Annotated in this window: 16 protein-coding genes; 3 read left to right on the top strand and 13 right to left on the bottom strand. The window is 69.7% G+C overall.

Going from position 1 to position 16,281, the window contains the following annotated elements:
- Positions 1-30 precede the first annotated feature (30 nt).
- From ACQEVG_RS29145 to ACQEVG_RS29085, 13 genes are all read right to left on the bottom strand, one after another.
- Positions 31-555: a flavin reductase family protein gene (locus ACQEVG_RS29145; protein WP_432989209.1), complete on the bottom strand. Its 525-nt coding sequence runs from the start codon at positions 553-555 to the stop codon at positions 31-33.
- Positions 556-566: 11 nt separating this feature from the next.
- Positions 567-2,123 (bottom strand): amino acid adenylation domain-containing protein, encoded by a 1,557-nt coding sequence (locus ACQEVG_RS29140; RefSeq protein ID WP_432989207.1) that lies wholly within the window; start codon positions 2,121-2,123, stop codon positions 567-569.
- On the bottom strand, positions 2,123-3,061 hold the full coding sequence (locus ACQEVG_RS29135) for a hypothetical protein (RefSeq protein WP_432989205.1): 939 nt from the start codon (positions 3,059-3,061) through the stop codon (positions 2,123-2,125). Before ACQEVG_RS29135 ends, ACQEVG_RS29140 begins: the two co-directional genes overlap by 1 nt.
- Positions 3,061-3,663 carry a 4'-phosphopantetheinyl transferase family protein gene (locus ACQEVG_RS29130; protein ID WP_432989203.1) on the bottom strand — a complete coding sequence of 201 codons (603 nt, stop codon included), beginning with the start codon at positions 3,661-3,663 and terminating at the stop codon, positions 3,061-3,063. The genes ACQEVG_RS29135 and ACQEVG_RS29130 overlap by 1 nt, the downstream gene beginning before the upstream one ends.
- Positions 3,660-4,784: an acyl-CoA dehydrogenase family protein gene (locus ACQEVG_RS29125; RefSeq protein WP_432989201.1), complete on the bottom strand. Its 1,125-nt coding sequence runs from the start codon at positions 4,782-4,784 to the stop codon at positions 3,660-3,662. Before ACQEVG_RS29125 ends, ACQEVG_RS29130 begins: the two co-directional genes overlap by 4 nt.
- Entirely contained in the window at positions 4,777-5,979 is a 1,203-nt protein-coding gene (locus ACQEVG_RS29120) for an acyl-CoA dehydrogenase family protein (RefSeq protein ID WP_432989199.1), read from the bottom strand. Before ACQEVG_RS29120 ends, ACQEVG_RS29125 begins: the two co-directional genes overlap by 8 nt.
- Positions 5,976-6,239 (bottom strand): acyl carrier protein, encoded by a 264-nt coding sequence (locus ACQEVG_RS29115; RefSeq protein ID WP_404727487.1) that lies wholly within the window; start codon positions 6,237-6,239, stop codon positions 5,976-5,978. Before ACQEVG_RS29115 ends, ACQEVG_RS29120 begins: the two co-directional genes overlap by 4 nt.
- A 31-nt stretch (positions 6,240-6,270) precedes the next feature.
- Complete coding sequence (locus tag ACQEVG_RS29110) at positions 6,271-7,380, bottom strand: acyl carrier protein (protein ID WP_432989196.1); 1,110 nt, start codon at positions 7,378-7,380, stop codon at positions 6,271-6,273.
- Positions 7,380-8,738 (bottom strand): TrpB-like pyridoxal phosphate-dependent enzyme, encoded by a 1,359-nt coding sequence (locus ACQEVG_RS29105; RefSeq protein WP_432989194.1) that lies wholly within the window; start codon positions 8,736-8,738, stop codon positions 7,380-7,382. Before ACQEVG_RS29105 ends, ACQEVG_RS29110 begins: the two co-directional genes overlap by 1 nt.
- The gene (locus ACQEVG_RS29100) at positions 8,735-9,019 is read right to left on the bottom strand and encodes an acyl carrier protein (RefSeq protein WP_432989192.1); all 285 of its coding nucleotides are present in this window, start codon (positions 9,017-9,019) and stop codon (positions 8,735-8,737) included. The genes ACQEVG_RS29105 and ACQEVG_RS29100 overlap by 4 nt, the downstream gene beginning before the upstream one ends.
- Positions 9,020-9,134: 115 nt before the next feature.
- Positions 9,135-10,400, bottom strand: coding sequence for a glutamate-5-semialdehyde dehydrogenase (locus tag ACQEVG_RS29095; RefSeq protein ID WP_432989190.1), 1,266 nt, complete (start codon positions 10,398-10,400; stop codon positions 9,135-9,137).
- Between the two features lie 8 nt (positions 10,401-10,408).
- Positions 10,409-11,149, bottom strand: a complete 741-nt coding sequence (locus ACQEVG_RS29090) for an SDR family NAD(P)-dependent oxidoreductase (RefSeq protein WP_432989188.1) — start codon at positions 11,147-11,149, stop codon at positions 10,409-10,411.
- A 327-nt stretch (positions 11,150-11,476) separates the two neighbouring features.
- The gene (locus tag ACQEVG_RS29085; protein ID WP_432989186.1) at positions 11,477-12,037 is read right to left on the bottom strand and encodes a CGNR zinc finger domain-containing protein; all 561 of its coding nucleotides are present in this window, start codon (positions 12,035-12,037) and stop codon (positions 11,477-11,479) included.
- A 131-nt stretch (positions 12,038-12,168) separates the two neighbouring features.
- Here ACQEVG_RS29085 and ACQEVG_RS29080 point away from each other — a divergent pair, with 131 nt between their 5' ends.
- The 3 genes from ACQEVG_RS29080 to ACQEVG_RS29070 all read left to right on the top strand — a co-directional run bounded on the left by ACQEVG_RS29080 (position 12,169) and on the right by ACQEVG_RS29070 (position 16,269).
- The gene (locus ACQEVG_RS29080) at positions 12,169-13,464 is read left to right on the top strand and encodes an MFS transporter (protein WP_432989184.1); all 1,296 of its coding nucleotides are present in this window, start codon (positions 12,169-12,171) and stop codon (positions 13,462-13,464) included.
- A gap of 164 nt (positions 13,465-13,628) precedes the next feature.
- Entirely contained in the window at positions 13,629-15,011 is a 1,383-nt protein-coding gene (locus tag ACQEVG_RS29075) for a KamA family radical SAM protein (protein WP_432989182.1), read from the top strand.
- Positions 15,004-16,269 (top strand): pyridoxal phosphate-dependent aminotransferase, encoded by a 1,266-nt coding sequence (locus ACQEVG_RS29070; RefSeq protein WP_432989180.1) that lies wholly within the window; start codon positions 15,004-15,006, stop codon positions 16,267-16,269. The genes ACQEVG_RS29075 and ACQEVG_RS29070 overlap by 8 nt, the downstream gene beginning before the upstream one ends.
- Positions 16,270-16,281 lie beyond the last annotated feature (12 nt).

The raw sequence follows: 16,281 nt of genomic DNA, 5'->3' as shown, positions 1-16,281 counted from the left end.
CGGTGAGGTCTCCTCGCAGGTGTCTCGAAGTCAGAGGGAGCGGAAGTCCGCCATGTCGGGAATCCGGTGCGACTGGCCGTCCAGCAGCACCATCGGTGCGTCCGGCCTGCTCGTGGCCTGTTCCGCGGTCCCGATCAGCAGGGTGTGGTCGAGCGCCTCGATCGCTTCCTGCAGTCGGCACACGACGGTGGCCGAGCAGTCGTCCAGCACCGGAACGCCGCTCAGGTGCGAGTGCGCAACCCCGTCGAAGCGCCGGCCAGGGTCGCCGGTGGCGAACTGCCGTGCCAGGTCCCGCTGCTGCCAGGACAGAACATTGACCGCGAACGCCCCGGAGCCACGTATGTCGTTCAGGGTCCGCCCCGCACTGCGCAGCGACACCAGGATGCTTGCCGGGTCGAGCGACAACGACAGCACTGCGGTGGCGGTGCATCCGGCCGGGCCGCGGTGCGTGTCGGTGGTGATGACGGCGACGAAGCTCGGGAACCGCGCCATCACGCGCCGGAAGGTGCCATGGTCCACTCGGGTGTCGGGCATGGACTGTATGTCGATGGTCATCGTCTGTTCCCTCAGGCCGCTTGCGGTTCGGACAAGGACGCGACGAGCGCGGCACGATCGACCTTGCCGTTCGCGTTGAGCGGCAGAGCGCCGGTGAAGGTGACCGTGGCGGGCACCATGTAGGCCGGGAGCTTGCGCCGCAGGGCCTCCAGCAGCTCCTCCCGGTTCGCACCGGCGCCCGTGCACACCGCGTGCAACAGCGGATCGCCCTTCCGCCCGGGCAGGGCCACCACCACCGCGTCGGTGACGCCCGGCCGGCGCAGCAGCAGAGACTCGATCTCACCGAGTTCCACCCGGTAGCCGCGGATCTTCAACTGGTGGTCGAGCCGGCCCAGATGCACCAGGACGCCGTCGAGCAGCTTCACGCGGTCGCCGGTCCGGTACCAGTGTTCCGCGGTCAGTGGTTCGGATCCGTCGTAGACCGCGCTCTGCCGGCCGTCGAAGGTGCGGAACCTGCCCACGTTGTCGGCCGGGTCCAGATAGCCGGGGAAGCGCTGTGTGCCGCGCACACACAGTTCCCCGTCGTCGGCCGGGCGCCCGTCCTCGTCCAGGATCAGGTGTTCCTGACCCGGGTACGGAGTGCCGATGGGCACCGTCCCATTGTCCGTCCGCGGCCAGAGGTCCACGCTGCCCGGGAGCCGGAACTCCGTCCACGTCACCGTCATCTCGGTCGGGCCGTAGATGTTCTCGACGGTGCTGTTCGGAGCGGCAGCCTGCCATGCCTCGGCATGCGCCAGCTTCAGGGCCTCACCGCAGAACAGGCTCCACCGCAGGGAGGGCATCGCTCCCGGCTTCAGGGCGCGCAGCCGCAGCGCGATGGCCGCGACGGACGGCACCGAGTTCCAGTGGGTGATCCGGTTGCGGTTGACGAACCGTACGGGGGACAACACGTCGTTGCGCGTGGGCACGACGAGGGCCGCGCCCGATCCCCAGGCCGCGAACATGTCGTACACCGACGGATCGAAGGTCAGGTCGAAGGTCTGCGACACCCGGGCGCCCGGCCCGAGTCGGTACCGGGGGATGACATGGTCGAGATAGGCAGCGACGTTCGCATGAGTGACGGGCACCCCTTTGGGCCGCCCGGTCGATCCGGACGTGAAGAGGATGTACGCGAGATCCCCGGAGGCCGGGCCGAGTTCGGGCAGCCGCGGCACCGGCCCCGACAGCAGTGCCGGCAGATCCTTGTCGCCCAGCGGCAGTACCGGTACGGGCAGCTCCGCCAGAGCGGGCAGGGCGGCGTCGGCGATCACCAGGTCCAGGCTCGCTTCCCTTGCCACATCGCTGTTGCGGCCGACCGGGAACGCGGGGTTCAGCGGCACGACGGTGGCGCCCAGCCGGGCGACCGCCAGATATCCGGCGTAGGCGACGACGCTGCGGGACGCGAGCAGCCCGACTCGGGACGGCACCCCGCCGTGCCGTTGCAGGATGGCCCCGGCCACTCGTGCGGCCGCGGCGGCGAGCTGGTCGTAGGTGAGACGCTGCCCGTCGACCTCCAGCGCGACGTGTGTGTCGCCGTACTCATGGGTGGATTGCGCGAACCATTCGTAGAGCCGTTTTGTCTTGGCCATCAGGAGTGCTCCTCCCGCAGTGCAGGGGTCATGGTGCTGATCAGGTCGGCGAATGCCTTCGCCACCACTCCGGGCCGTGGCCGGCCCCGCTCCGCCGAAGTGACGGCGAAGCGCAGCGAGCGGGGCAGTTCGGCCCAGCTCGCCATCGCCGCGGTAGCGACCGGCTCCGGCAGCCGGCCGCGGTGGGCGAGCAGTTCCAGGCGGTGACGCTGGTGGCGGGAGGCCGCCCAGAGGTCGTCCGCGTGTGCGGCCAGCACCGCGGGGTCCGAGCCCAGCCGGTCCGCGAGGAACTCCAGTACCTCCAGCTGGTCCTGCAGCCACTGTCCGGTCTGCTGCGGGCCGGCCGGGAGCGGGTCACGGACCAGCCAGCGGTAGTGCGACTGCTCGGGCAGCGCCGACGGAACTCCGAGGGCGTGGATGTCGCGCAGCATGTACTGCCGCCGCAGGTCACCGAGCGGGGTGAGCAACTCGCGCAACCCGTCGTCGTCCACCACCCCGCTGTAAGGGAGTTGCTCGCCTTCGGGCAGCAGGGCGGCGAAGCGGTCGGTGATCCGCCATGCGTCGGCGAGTTGGGGAACAGCCTCCAGCAACACCCAGTGCGCCACGGTGGACTTCCCGTACGCCGGCGACCACGGCACGCACCGGGTGTTGCCGACGGCCAGTACCCGCCCGCTCAGGGCGAGTTCCGCCCGCAGGGCCGCCAGCGCGTGTGGCCACCGGGCTGCGCTGCGGTAGCCGAGTCCCCCGGAGCGGTCCGTAAGGTCGATACGGCGGTGATGGGAGAAGGCCAGATGGCCACTCGGCTCATCGACACGGACCGCCAGACGGACGGCTTCGGCGAGCCGCCGGCTCGCCTGCGGCAGCTCCGGCTCCAGGTAGGCCACCAAGTTGGCGGTGTAGCAGCTCAGTTCCGGTATCCCGGTCAGTACACCATTCATCACGCCACCTCCCAGGCGCAGCTCAAGGGTGTGTCCGACCGTTCGCGAAGGCTGCGCCACTCGAAGCCCTTCCAGGTGCCGGTCGTCTGTTTCAGGCGCACGTCCACGGTCCAGGGGCCGCCGGCCAGACCGCTGCCCTCGGCCTTCACGCAGGCTTCCTGCGCGGTCCAGATCCAGGCGAACTCGAGCGAACGCTCCGCGATCGGCAGCGAGTTCAGCGTTTCGAGTCCGTGGCGGACACAGCGCCGGATCACTCCTGCATCGAGGTCCCGCACAGGTTGCTGGATGTCGATGCCTACGGCGCGGCCCACGGAAACGCAGGCGGCGAAGTGGCCCTCGTCGTGGGCGACACTGACGCCGATGTCGGGCCACTCGGCCAGGAACGGCTTGCCGTTCGGCCCGAGCGACACCCGCCCGCCGGCAGCCTCCGGAACGACCTCGGCCAGGAGTTCCCGCAGCAGGGCCCGGCCGGCGAGGAACTCCTCCGCCCGCCACTGGACCATCCCGGAGGCGGCCGCCTGGTCGTCCGGATGCCCACGGGTCGAGGTGACGCCCTGCCGCGTCACAGCCCAGATGCCGGGTTCGATCTCGATCACGTTCATGGTGACAGCTCCGCGAGGAGAGAGTCCGAGGCACCCGCCACGGTGGAGAGCACGACTTCGGTGGTCCCGCCGCCGATACCCCACAGGGCGGCCTGGGCCCTGGTCCACTGGGCACCCGTGCCCGCGAAACCCTCGGCGCCCTGCAGCTGGGCGCACTCGGCCAGCACCCCGTCGACGGTCAGCGCCGCACTGGCCTTGAGGAGTGCCGCGGCCGTGGTGTCGTGGCCGCGGGCTACACGGTCGGCGAGCCGGTCGACGAGTGCCCGCAGCTGGTGCGTACGGACCAGACCTGCGGCAAAACGCTGCTGGACGCTTTCGAGCTGCCACAGCGTTCCGTCGCCGAACCGGCGCTGTTCCAAGCGCCGTTTCGTCTGTGCCAGCATGCGGGTGCACAGCGCGACCGCCCACAACGTGCCGGTCAGCCGCTCCACCGCGATGTGTGAGGCGAAGGAGGTCATCCCGCGCCCCACTCTTCCGACGAGATGTTCGCGCGACAGCCGTACGTGGTCCAGCCGGACGTGGCCGGTGCCGGAGCCGTCGAACAGCGCGGTGTCGGCCGCCTCGACCGACACACCGGCGGCCTTGGCGGGCACCAGGACCCAGGTGAAGTTGGTGAAGTGGCGGCCCTCACGGTGGCGCGCCAGCACCAGGAAGTGATCTGCCTGGGTGGCGTTGGTAATCCACCGTTTGGTGCCGGTGACCGTGATGCTCTCGTCGGCGACGGCCACTGTGGTGCCCAGACCTGCGAGGTCCGTACCGGAGCCCTCGTCGGTCGCCGCGAGCGCGATGACCGCCGTCCCCGCAAGTGCCTCCGCCAGGGCGCGCCCGGCCGGCTGCCCGCCGAGGGCGAGCAGGGGCACGGCAGTGGCGATCTGTACGCACACCGCGAGCGTGGACCCGATACCGGCGCGGGCGTCCACATCGGTCATGAGCCTTTCGAGCGCGGCCGGTTCCACTCCTGCAGCCGGGTCGCCGTCGCGGTAGACACCGGTCAGGTGGCCGGCCGCGCCGAGGGCCGCCCAGACCTGTCGGCCGTCCGCATGCGCAGGCAGGCCGTCCAAGGCGGCCCGGGGCCCGGTCGGTTCATGTGCCGCGAGGGTGAGCAGGGCGCCTTCAGGCAAGACGCACCTCCGTGTCGAGCAGGGCGAGCCGCCCGTCGGCCTGGTGCAGCCTGTCGTTGCTGTAGTTCAGGGGCGCCGACCGGAGATCGCGCAGGGCCAGCTCCAGCCGGGTCGCGGAGTCCTTGAGGTACCCGTCGCGCAGGCCCACCACCTGGATGAGGTCGTCGACCGCAGCGTGGCACTGCTCCGAGGCCGTGATTTTGAGGGCGTTGAGCAGCAGTTGGATGCGCGGGGCGGACAGCTCGGTGCCGCCGCGCAACGCCTGCTCGGTGTGCCGCAGCAGAGCGTGCACCGTGTCGATCTTCTGGCGGGCCGCGGAGAGCCGGCCGAGCAGCAGCTCGGAGCCGAGGTCGAAGCGGCGCCGGCCGGCAGGGCTGCGCAGCATCCCGACGACCCGGGCGAGTGCTCCGGCCGCCGTGCCGAGCCAGGCCGCGGACCAGGCCAGGTGGGCGAGCGGGCCGAAGACCTCGCCGGCGATCCGGGAGAAGTGACCGTGCTCGCCGACGACCTGGTGTGCCGGAACACGGCCGGTCAGCCGCAGGGCGGCGCTGTGACTGGCCCGCATGCCCATCGGCTGCCAGTCACCGCTCTGCTCGATGGTGAGCTGCTCGCGGTCTGCGTAGACGAGGGAGACCTGGTTGGGGGAGGTCGCGTCCGGGGCCCGGACGGTGATCAGAAAGCCGTCGGCATGAGCGCCGCCGGTCACGATCGGCGCGAACCGGTCGATCAGCAGATGGGAGTTGTCGGTGTGCGCCTGGGACTCGGCGGTGAGCAGATGGCCGCCCTTGCCCGCCTCGGTGGTGACGGATGCCAGGTAGAGCCGGCCTCCGGCGATCCGCGGGAGCAGTTCGTCCCGCAGCTGGGGTGCTGCGTGCCCGACCAGGGCGGCGACCTGCTGGCAGTGCATGCCGAGGATCATGGCGACGGACATGTCCGCGCGGCCCAGTTCGATGCAGACGTCGAGGAGATCGGACACGGTCGCGCCGAGCCCGCCGTGGTCGATCGGCACGGTCAGGCCCAGCAGGCCGGTCTCTCTCAGCGCGGCCAGGGCCTCGACGGGGAAGGTGGCCTCGCGGTCGTGGTGAGGTGCGTGCTCGGCGGCGATCTGCGCCACGTACCCGGCCTTCTCGGTCAGGCTCTTCCCCTGGAAGGAGCCGCTGAGTGTGCCATGGCCGGCGGCCTGCGCGGTGTTCACGCCGCCTCCGCCCGGCTGCCCGCGCTGCCGCCGGAGGCTGCCTCGATGGCTTTCCACAGGGTGCCGGCGGTTGCGAAGGTCGCGTCGTTCAGATCCTCGTCGGCCAGTGCGATACCGAAGGTGTCCTCGATGGCGAAGAGCAGCTCGATCGACTGCATCGAGTCCAGGCCCAGTTCGCGCAGTACGGAGTCCTCGGTGAGCTCCTGTCCCCGGAGGTACTTGAGGAACGGTGTCAGCAGTTCGGTGAAACGGGCGTCCATATCGTGGCTCCTGATAAGGATCGAACGGTGGTCAGGGGGCGGCGGCCGCGGCGGCGAGCCTGCACAGGTCCTCGAGCTGGTGGAGGTTCTCCGGGACCAGATCCTCGGGGTCGAATTCGACGGCGAGTCGCTCCTCCAGCGCTTCGACGATCTCGACGACCTGGAAGGAGTTGAAGCCGGCGATCGCTGTCAGAGAGGGCGCGGTCAGCACCTCTGCCGTATCGACGCCCAGCACCCCGGCGACAGTGGCCGTCACCGTCTCGCGCAGCTGGTCCTGGCCGGCGAAGACGTGCCGTTCGGCTCGTAGGGCTGCGGCCAGGTCAGGCAGCAGGCGCTCCGGTTCCGCGCGCCCGCGCTGCACCCGGCGCAGTGCGAGGAAGGCCTGCTCCGCGAGGCGTTCCAGTCTTTGGAGGTGGGCAGCGGTCTCTGCGCCGACAGGCTTGCCGTGCTGCGTGAGGAAGGCCGCGTGCAGCCGTCGGGAGCGGGCCAGCAGCCAGGTTTCCGTGGTGAGTTGCTCCAGGGCTGCGCTCCGGTCCGGGTGGGCCGCATAGGCGCCGACATAGCTGTCGATGTCGCCGAAGTCGGTGCCGGGCCGGACGGGGGGAGCCCCCGCGTCGTCCGGATCGAATCGCACCACCAATGTGGACGGGGGCAGGTCGTCCCAGTCCATGACCCACTGCCCGGGGGACGCGACGCCCCACGGGGTGTGGCTGTAGTAGGCGTCGGTGACCAGCGCCTTCTCACCGGCGGGCGCCACCAGGTAGCTGTGCTCCATGTGTCGCTGCCGGTGGTACGGCAGCCACGGCATGTCGTACGTGTCGGCCATGACGTACAGCAGTCCGTGCTTCTCGGCGAGTTCCGCCAGCTCCTCCGTCGCCACCCCGCTCCAGCGGCGGCGCTCGACCAGCCCGAGGACTTCCGTGCCGGACAGCTGGCTCGCCGGCTCGGGCTCGACGGTGGGCAGTCCGCCCGGGCCGGGCCGCGGCCTGAACCGCAGGGTCGCGCCGAGCGCCAGATGGGTGTCCGGTCCGTGCTGCCGGTCGGCGAGCACGGCCAGGTTGGACTGGACGCAGTCGAGCATGTCCGCGCGGACGGACGGGACGGCCTCGTTGCGCTGCTGCGTTTCGGTGACCGGGGTCATCAGCGGCCTCCCACGAGCAGCGGACCGCCGACGCCCTGCCCAGCCGGCTTCAGGCCCGAGACGGCGCTCAGCAGCGCCTGGTCACTCGGCGCCTCGTCGCCCAACTCCTCGTTGAGAAGCTGCTCGTATGCGGCCAGGTCGAGGTAGCCGTGGCCGCTGACACACACCAGTACACCGCGTTCTGACCGCATGCCGTCCGCGCCCGTGGTGGCGAGCTTGGCCGCCGCTGCCAGTGCGTGCCCCGATTCGGGGGCGGGCAGTACGGCCTCGTGCCGGGTCAGCAACCGGCCGGCGTCCAGGGCCTCTTGCTGGGTGACGGCGGTCGCGGCCAGGTCGCCGGTGTGCCGCATCGCCGAGATGATCTTCGCCGCTCCATGGAAGCGCAGACCCGCCGAGTGGGCGTCCGGGATCGGATGGTCGCTGCCGATGGTGTACATCGCTTCCAGCGGGCCGGAACCGGTCGCGTCGGTCTTGTCGTACGCGTAGACACCTCGGGTGAGCTTCGGCGCCGTCGACGACTCGGCGGCCACCAGCATAGGGGGCTGCGTGCCGGTTGCCCTGGCCTCCGCGTGGAAGGGCAGGGCGATCCCGCCGAAGTTGGATCCTGCGCCCACCGCGCCCACCACCGTGTCGACCCGGGCGTCCAGCTCGGCGAGTTGTGCCTGGGACTCGAGACCGATGACCGACTGGTGGAGGATGCTGTACGTCTCTCCGCTGCCGATGCAGAAGGCAACCCCGTCATGGGTCGCCGCATACTCGACGGCCTCCCCGATCGCCAGCGCGAGGCTGTTGCCCACGCCGTTCTCACGTCTGCCGGAGACGCTGGTCAGACCGCTCGGGCTGGAGTGGATCTCGGCACCGAGCATGCGCATCAGCACACCGCGGTACGGCTTGCGGCGCAGGCTGGACTCCACCATGAACACCCGGCAGCGCAGTCCGAACAACGCGCAGGCGGCGGCCATGGCGGTGCCCCACTGACCGGCTCCGGTACCGGTGACCAGCTCCTTCACGCCGGCCTTCTTGTAGTAGTAGGCCTGGGCGAGGGCGGTGTTGAGCTTGTGGCTGCCGGAGATGTTGCCGCCCTCGTACTTCATGTACACCGGCACCCGGGCGCCGATGGCCCGTTCGAATCCGGTGGCGCGCCACATCGGGGTGGGCCGGAACTGCCGGTAAGCGTCGAGGACTTCGGCCGGGATCTGCCAGTACTCACGCTCGAGCACGCTCTGCCGTACCAGCTCCATCGGCAGGTTGACGCCGACTCCGGTGCCACCCGCGGACTCGGGCGTGAGGTCCGGCGGCATGGGCTGCGACAAGTACGGCAGGGTGCTGCGCCAGCGGGTGGGAAGCTCGACGGTCATCGGGCGTTCTCCGCACCGGAGACGACGACGTCGATGAGGTCGCCGACGGTCTGGAAATTGCGGCCGACGAAGAGGTCGTCGGGGAGGGTGACTCCCAGCTCGTCCTCGATCCGTACGAGCATGCCCACGAATCCGAGGGAGTTCACCCGCAGCAGCTCGCCGACCAGCGGTTCGCTCTCGGCGATGGTGGCCGGGTCGATGGAGAGCCTGGACTCCGCGACGACAACGCGCCTGACGGTGTCGCCTACCGTGGCCCGGTAGGAGTGTTGCACTGTTGTCATGACTGCCTCTCGCAGGGAAGGTCGGTGCGCCCGCGGCAGCGGGCAGCACGTCACGGTGGGAGTGATGTGTCGGGGACCGGGCGGCCGCGCCCGGTTCTGCGTGCTTCGGATCGGTTCAGCCGCGCAGTTCGCCGTTGGCCTCGACGACCCAGGTGCTGGTCACCAGGGCGCCCAGGGTCACCGGGCCGCGTACGTGCAGTCGTCCGGTGGCGATGGAGATTTCGGAGCCGAGGCCGAGCTTGGGCCCGTCGTGCAGCCGCAGCGAGCCGTTGACCACGATCATGGCGGCGTCGACCTGCCGGGCGAACTGCTGGGCGGCGGCAGGGTCCTCGGTGAGGACGCCTTCGGTGTGGCGGGAGCCATAGGCGCGGATGTGGTCGGCGGCGGCTTCGAGACCGGGGACGGGCCGCAGGCCGATCACCGGGTCGAGGAACTCCCGGCCCAGGTCGTGCGGTTCGAGGGGCTCGGTGCGCCAGGGGCTGTCGTCGCGTGCCGCGGGCTGCTTCACGGACGCATCCAGGCGCACTGTCAGCTGCGCGTCCTGCCGCTCGCACTCGGCCAGGACGGCCGCCAGGAAGTCCGCGGCGATCTCCTGGTCGACCAGGACCATTTCCACCGAGGTGCATCCGGCCGGCTCGGGGACCTTGCTGTTCAGGGTGACGCGCGCGGCCAGCGCCAGGTCCGCGGTGCGGTGAACGTACAGGTGGTTGACGCCGCCGCCGCTGGCGATGAGCGGGATGGAACTCGCCGTGCGGCAGTATTCGATCAACGAGGGGCTGCCGCGCGGAATGAGAACGTCGACCTGGTCGGGGCGGGCAAGGATCCCCTTCATCAAGGAACGGTCGGGGTCGTCGAGGACGGTCACGAGCCCGGTGGGCAGGCCGGCCGCGGCCAGCGCGGATTTCACGACCTCGGCGAGGGCTGCGTCCGTGGCCGCGCTTTCCTTGCCGCCGCGCAGCAGCACCGCGTTGCCGACGGCGACCGGGAGCAGTGCGCCGTCGACGGTCACGGTGGGCCGGGCCTCGTAGATCATGAGAGCCACACCGAGCGGCTTGGGGACGCGTCGCAGGATGCCCCAGTCCCCGGCCGGGATTTCCGGTGTTCCGGCGAGGACCGCGGTCAGTTCCCGTTCGACGGCGCCGGTCAGCTCGACCATGCCCTCGAGGTGCTCGTCGGTCAGCCGAAGGCGGGCTACGAGGGTGGGCGGGAGGCCCCGCATCTGCGCGCGGGCGATGTCGGCCTGGTTGGCTGTCTGGATCTCGTGCCACCGCGCTTTCAGGTGGCCGGCGAGTTCACGGCAGTAGCGGGCGTACGCCGGGTCCCCGAGGGGCGGTGCGGCGTCGAAGGCGGCACGGGCGAGGCTGAGGATCTGCTCGGGCATGTCGGCGCTCACCACATGAACTGCCCACCGTCAATGATCAGTTTCTGACCATTGAGGTAGGAAGCGGCCGGGCCGACCATGAACTCGAGTGCGTCGGCGATGTCTTCGGTGGTTCCCATGCGGCGGGTGGGTATCTCGTCCAGGGTCTGCGCCATCCGGTCGGGGTCGTCCAGCCGCCAGCGGGTCCGCAGCTCCTCGGTGTCGATCATTCCCGGGATGAGGCAGTTGACCCGGATGGCCGGGGCGAGCTCCAGGGCCAGGCACTTGGTGAGCTGCAGCAGGCCGGCCTTGCTGGCGCAGTAGTTGGCACCGTCGACGCGAGGCCGGATGCCGGTGGTGGCGCCGATGTTGACCACCGATCCGCCACCCGCGGCGATCATGGCGGGGGCGAGGGCGCGGATGAGCCAGAACGGCCCGGACAGATTGGTGTCCAGGACGCGCCGCCAGTCGTCGTCGGTGAGTTGCAGAAACGGGCGGTCGACGTTGAGGCCGGCGTTGTTCACCAGCACCGCGGGAGTACCGTGCTCGGCCAGTACGCGGGCGGCGGCGTCGGCGACCTGCTGGGCGTCGGAGAGGTCGACCCGCAGAGTGGTCAGCCGTCCGCCATTGTTCGCCTCGGCCTTCGCGGCCGCGTCCCGGTCGGATCCGTAGAAGGCGACGACGCGGTGACCCATGCGGATCAGGCGGCGACTCAGGGCCAGTCCGATTCCCCTGGTTCCGCCGGTGACAACGGCAAGTGGTTCCGGCATCCGGACTCCTTGTTCTGGCGTGGGTGAATTCGCCGTCACAACCGGCGCGGAGATCGCGCCGACGGCAATCGCTGTTCGGTGAAATGAATGAGCGATGCCATGTTATTCGGAGTGGCTGATGCACGGTCAAGAAGATCAGGGAGCCAGGCCATAGCCAGGGCTTATGAGGGTATCGCTGGTTCCATCCGGAATCCGTCGGGAAGGCATCCTCGGCAAGGCGCCGCGATTCACATCGCCTATGACCCGATCAAGATTTGGTGATTGCTATTGGTCGCAGCCGATGTATATGCGCGAACATGCACCGTTGCTTTGCCGGTTGGCAGTGGGTCAGTCGACGGTGTCGCGGCGGCGGGCGGCGTAGCGCCGGGACTTGGTGCGATTGCCGCACACCCGCATCGAGCACCAGCGCCGGCTGTTGTTCTTCGACGAGTCCCAGAACACCCAGCCGCAGGTGTGCTCCGCGCACCGCTTGAGCCGCTGGATCTGGCCGGTCAGTACGACCTCCGTCCAACCGATGGCCACGTACGCGAGGGCCGCCTGTGCCGGGGCCTGACCCGGGGCCGGCACCAGCGGCTGCGGCCGGTCACCCCACGTGGACCGGTTGAGCGTGATCAGGACGGGAACCTCGGCCAGCGCCGCATCGGCCAGGGCGAGCCGGTGCGGTGACACAGGGTCCGCCACGTCAAGGGCCTCACGGATCCCGGCACGCAGATCCTGGAACGCCCGATGCTCCTCAGCGGTCAGCCGCAGCGATTCGTCGGCCAGCCGGCGACCGGCCAGCCAGCGCGCGAGCTCACCGGGGGTCGCGACGTCGTCGTCGCCGCTCTCCAGATCAATGGTGTTGGTGAACGCCTCGACCAACTCGGCGGCGGGAGAGGGCTTGAGCATGCCGGGCCACCTTCCTCGATCGAAGATCGTGTTCCACCTATCAAGGCCATTGATAGGTCATGTCTGAATCCTGCTGTACCGCCAGGTTACCAGTGCCATACTCACTACCAAAGAGCTTTAGGAGGTTACTCATGGACGGTGTGCTGGACGAGCAGATCACGTCCGCGGAACCGGGTCGGCAGACAGAGCAGCCGAGGCCGACCGACCGCAGCACACGCAACACCGCGGTCCTGGTGGGCTTCACCGCGATCACCAACCTGGCCGACGGCGTCACCAAGGTGGTGCTGCCGCTGATGGCGACCCAACTGACGGACTCCCCCGCCCAGGTGGCCGGCGTCGGCCTCACCCTCACGCTTCCGTGGCTGCTCGTCGCCCTGCATGTCGGTGTCCTCGTGGACCGTTTCGACCGTCGGCTGCTGCTGTGGCTGGCCGACGGCGCGCGCATGCTCGTCATCGCGGCCTTGCTCGGCCTGGCCCTGCAGGACTCCGTGACCATCCCCGCGCTCTACGTCGCAGGCCTTGTCCTGGGCATCGCCGAAGTCGTCGCCCTGACGTGCGCCGCCACCCTCGTCCCGTCCGCGGTCGCCCCGGCCGGCCAGGAGCGCGCCAACGCCTGGGTGGCGGGGGCCGAAACGGCGTGCAACGAGTTCTGCGGCCCTTTCGTCGGTGGGCTCCTGGTCGCCGCGGGCGCCAGTGTGGCGCTGGGCTGGACCGGCGTCGGCTACCTGATCGGCACTCTGATCCTCGTCTTCCTCGTAGGCCGATTCAAGCCGGGGACCGACGGCACCCGGCCGACCGGCTCCGTCAACGAGCGCATCGCCGAGGGCGTCCGCTTCCTGTGGCAGCAGCGGCTGCTGCGTCTGATGGCGCTCGCCCTGACCGTGCTCTCCGCCTGCTGGGGCGCCTGGCTCGCCCTCATGCCCCTGGTCGCCACCTCGCTGATGCATCTCGACTCGCGTGAGTACGGCATCCTGCTCAGCGCACTCGGCGCGGGGGGCCTGATCGGCGCGCTCACCGTCACCACGGTCAACCGGCTGCTGGGCCGGCGCTGGTCGATGTTCGCCGATCTGATCGGCACGGCTGCCATGGTCGCCGCCCCCGTACTCTCCACCAACCTCTGGGTCGTCGCCACCGGCGCCTTCCTGGGCGGCATGGGCGGCATCCTGTGGACCGTCAACTCCCGCACCATCAGCCAGCGGCTCGTCCCCAGTGGCATGCTCGGCCGCTACAACGCCGCCGCGCGCCTTTTCAGCTGGGGCGCAATGCCTCTCGGCGCCGGCCTGGTCGGCCTGCTCGCCGAATGGTTCGGGATGCGCACGGCCTTCGCGGTGTTCACCGTCGCCACCCTCCTCATCTTCGTCCCCTTCCTGCGGACCATGACCCCGCGGACGCTGGCAGAGATCGACGCCACGGCCCCGAAGAACTGACCCGCGGCGAACGCCTCCCTTTCACCCGCAGCCTTGCGCAGCAACTATGCAGGCATTGACAGCGCCTATCGGCCGGCCGTCGAACTCCCTGTTCCGGCCGGCCGCCGCCTTCTAGGATCAAGGAAATCGCTTGGCTCAATTTCCTTGAAACCGGAGGAAGTCGCATGTCCTTGACAGTCCCTGCCATCCCGGAAAAAGAGCGGTTTCGGGCCTACGGTCCACGCCATGTCGACGAAATAGCGGACAGGTTTGGCATCCCCAAACACATCGCCAGGTCCATACAAGTCCTTTCGACCGTCCTGCCGTTCCGCGTCAACGAGTACGTCCTGTCGAATCTCGTCGACTGGGACAACATTCCGCATGACCCCATATTCCAGATGGTCTTCCCGCAGAGCGGAATGCTGAAGGCCGAGGACGAGCAGCGCCTGGCTGCCCTGGTGGGCGACCCCAACGCCAAGCAGGCCCTCCGACTCGCCGTCCAGCAGATCCGAGGCGGGCTCAACCCGCACCCCTCGGGCCAGAAACAGCTGAACGTCCCCACCATCGACGGCGACGAGGTACCCGGCCTGCAGCACAAGTACCGGGAAACCGTCCTGTACTTCCCGGGCCAGGGCCAGACCTGCCACTCTTATTGCACCTACTGCTTCCGCTGGGCCCAGTTCGTCGGCGACGCCGACCTGCGCTTCGCCGTCCCCGAGCCCAGCCGCCTCGTCGACTACCTCGGCAGGCACCCTGAGGTCGACGACGTCCTCGTCACCGGCGGCGACCCGATGATCATGTCCACGGACCGGCTGCGCAGTCACCTGGAACCGATCCTCGACGTCACGACCGTCCGCACCATCCGCATCGGCACCAAGTCGGTCGCCTACTGGCCCCAGCGCTTCGTCACCGACAACGATGCCGACGACGTCCTGCGTCTCTTCGAAAAGGTCGTCGCCTCCGGCCGCAACCTCGCCGTGATGATGCACTTCACCCACCCGCGCGAGCTGGAGACCGACCTCGCCCGCCGCGCAGTCTCACGCATCCGCTCCACCGGCGCGCTCGCCTACTGCCAGGCTCCCCTGGTCGCTCACGTGAACGACGACCCGCAGGCCTGGAGCAGCCTCTGGCGCGCCGAACTGGCCGCGGGAGCGGTCCCGTACTACATGTTCGTCGAGCGCGACACCGGTCCGTACGATTACTTCAGGGTGCCCCTCGCACGCGCGCACGAGATCTTCCACAACGCCTACCGCACCCTGCCCGGCCTGGCCCGCACCGTCCGAGGTCCCGTCATGTCCGCCACCCCCGGCAAGGTCATCGTCGACGGCGTCACGGAAACCGCCGAGGGACGCTTCTTCCAGCTGCGCATGCTCCAGGCCCGCAACCCCCAGCTCGTCGGCCGGCCCTTCCGCGCGCACTACTCCGAAACCGCCGCATGGCTGGACGAACTGCAACTGGCGGCCGATGTCCCCACCGACATCGCCACCGCCGTCCAGGGCGCACTTCCCTCCCTCACCGAGCAGTTGGAGGCATCGGCCTGGCTGGACGAGGAGCTCGCCCATGCCTGACGCCGCCCTCTGGAAAACCTCGCCCAACCTCGCACTGAACCAACTGGTCGCCGAACGCCGGGCGGCCGGAGAGCACGTCGTACACCTCGGCTTCGGCGAATCACGGCTGCCCGCCTTCGGTCCTCTGACCGAACAGCTCGCACGGGGCGCCGGACGCAACGCCTACGGGCCCGTGGCCGGCGGCCACGAGGTCCGGCAGGCCGCCGCGGGCTACTTCAGCCGTCGCAAGCTGCCCACCCACGCCGACCAGATCGTCGTCGGCCCGGGCAGCAAACCGCTACTCATGGCGCTCCAGCACGTCCTGCCCGGCGACGTGATCCTGCCCCGGCCCGCCTGGAACTCCTACGCCCCGCAAGCCCGCCTGGCCGGCAAGAAGGCGTACCCGGTGCAGATCCCCGCAGAATGCGGCGGCATCCCCGACCCGGCCGCCCTGCGCGATACGGTCAGCGCCGCGCGAGACGCCGGCGGCGACCCGCGCACCATCATCCTGACGCTGCCGGACAATCCCACCGGCACCCTGGCATCACCCGCGCTCGTACGCGAGATCTGCGCCATCGCCGAGGAGCTGGACCTCGTCATCATCTCCGACGAGATCTACCGCGACATCGTGCACGACCCCACCACCCCCTTCCTCAGCCCCGCCGAAGTCGCCCCTCACCGCACCATCGTCACCAACGGCCTGTCCAAGACCCTCGCGCTCGGTGGCTGGCGCATCGGAGTCTGCCGCTTCCCCGAGGGCACCTGGGGCCGAGGCGTCCGAGACGGCGTCATCTCCGTCGCCAGCGAAGTCTGGTCGACCCTCGCCGGCCCCATGCAGGAAGTAGCCGCCTACGCCTTCGCGGAACCTCCCGAGATCCGTCGACGGCTCGCCGCCAGCGCCCGCCTGCACGGCGCCCTCGCCCGCGCCGTCCACCGCATCATGGTCAACGCGGGCGCCACCTGCCGCCCGCCCACCGGGGGCTTCTACGTCTATCCCGACTTCGAACCGCTGCGCGAGCACCTGGCCTTACGCGGCATCACCGATTCCGGCAGCCTCCAGCGCCACCTCTTCGACGCGTACGGAGTGATGGTCCTGGCCGGGCACCACCTCGGCGACGACGAAAGCGCCCTGCGCTTCAAGGCCGCCACCAGCATGCTCTACGGCGACACTGCCGAGCAGCAGGAGGAGGCTCTGGCATCCGACGATCCGCTGAGTCTGCCGCATGTGGCCGCGGTCCTGACACGCATCGAAGAGAGCTTCACCAAGCTGTGCAGCTAGCCACACAAGGGA

Source organism: Streptomyces sp. CA-135486 (genome assembly GCF_050936555.1).
Taxonomy (GTDB): domain Bacteria; phylum Actinomycetota; class Actinomycetes; order Streptomycetales; family Streptomycetaceae; genus Streptomyces.
Note: the sequence above shows the minus strand (reverse complement) of the source record. Positions and strands in the feature narration are given on the sequence as shown.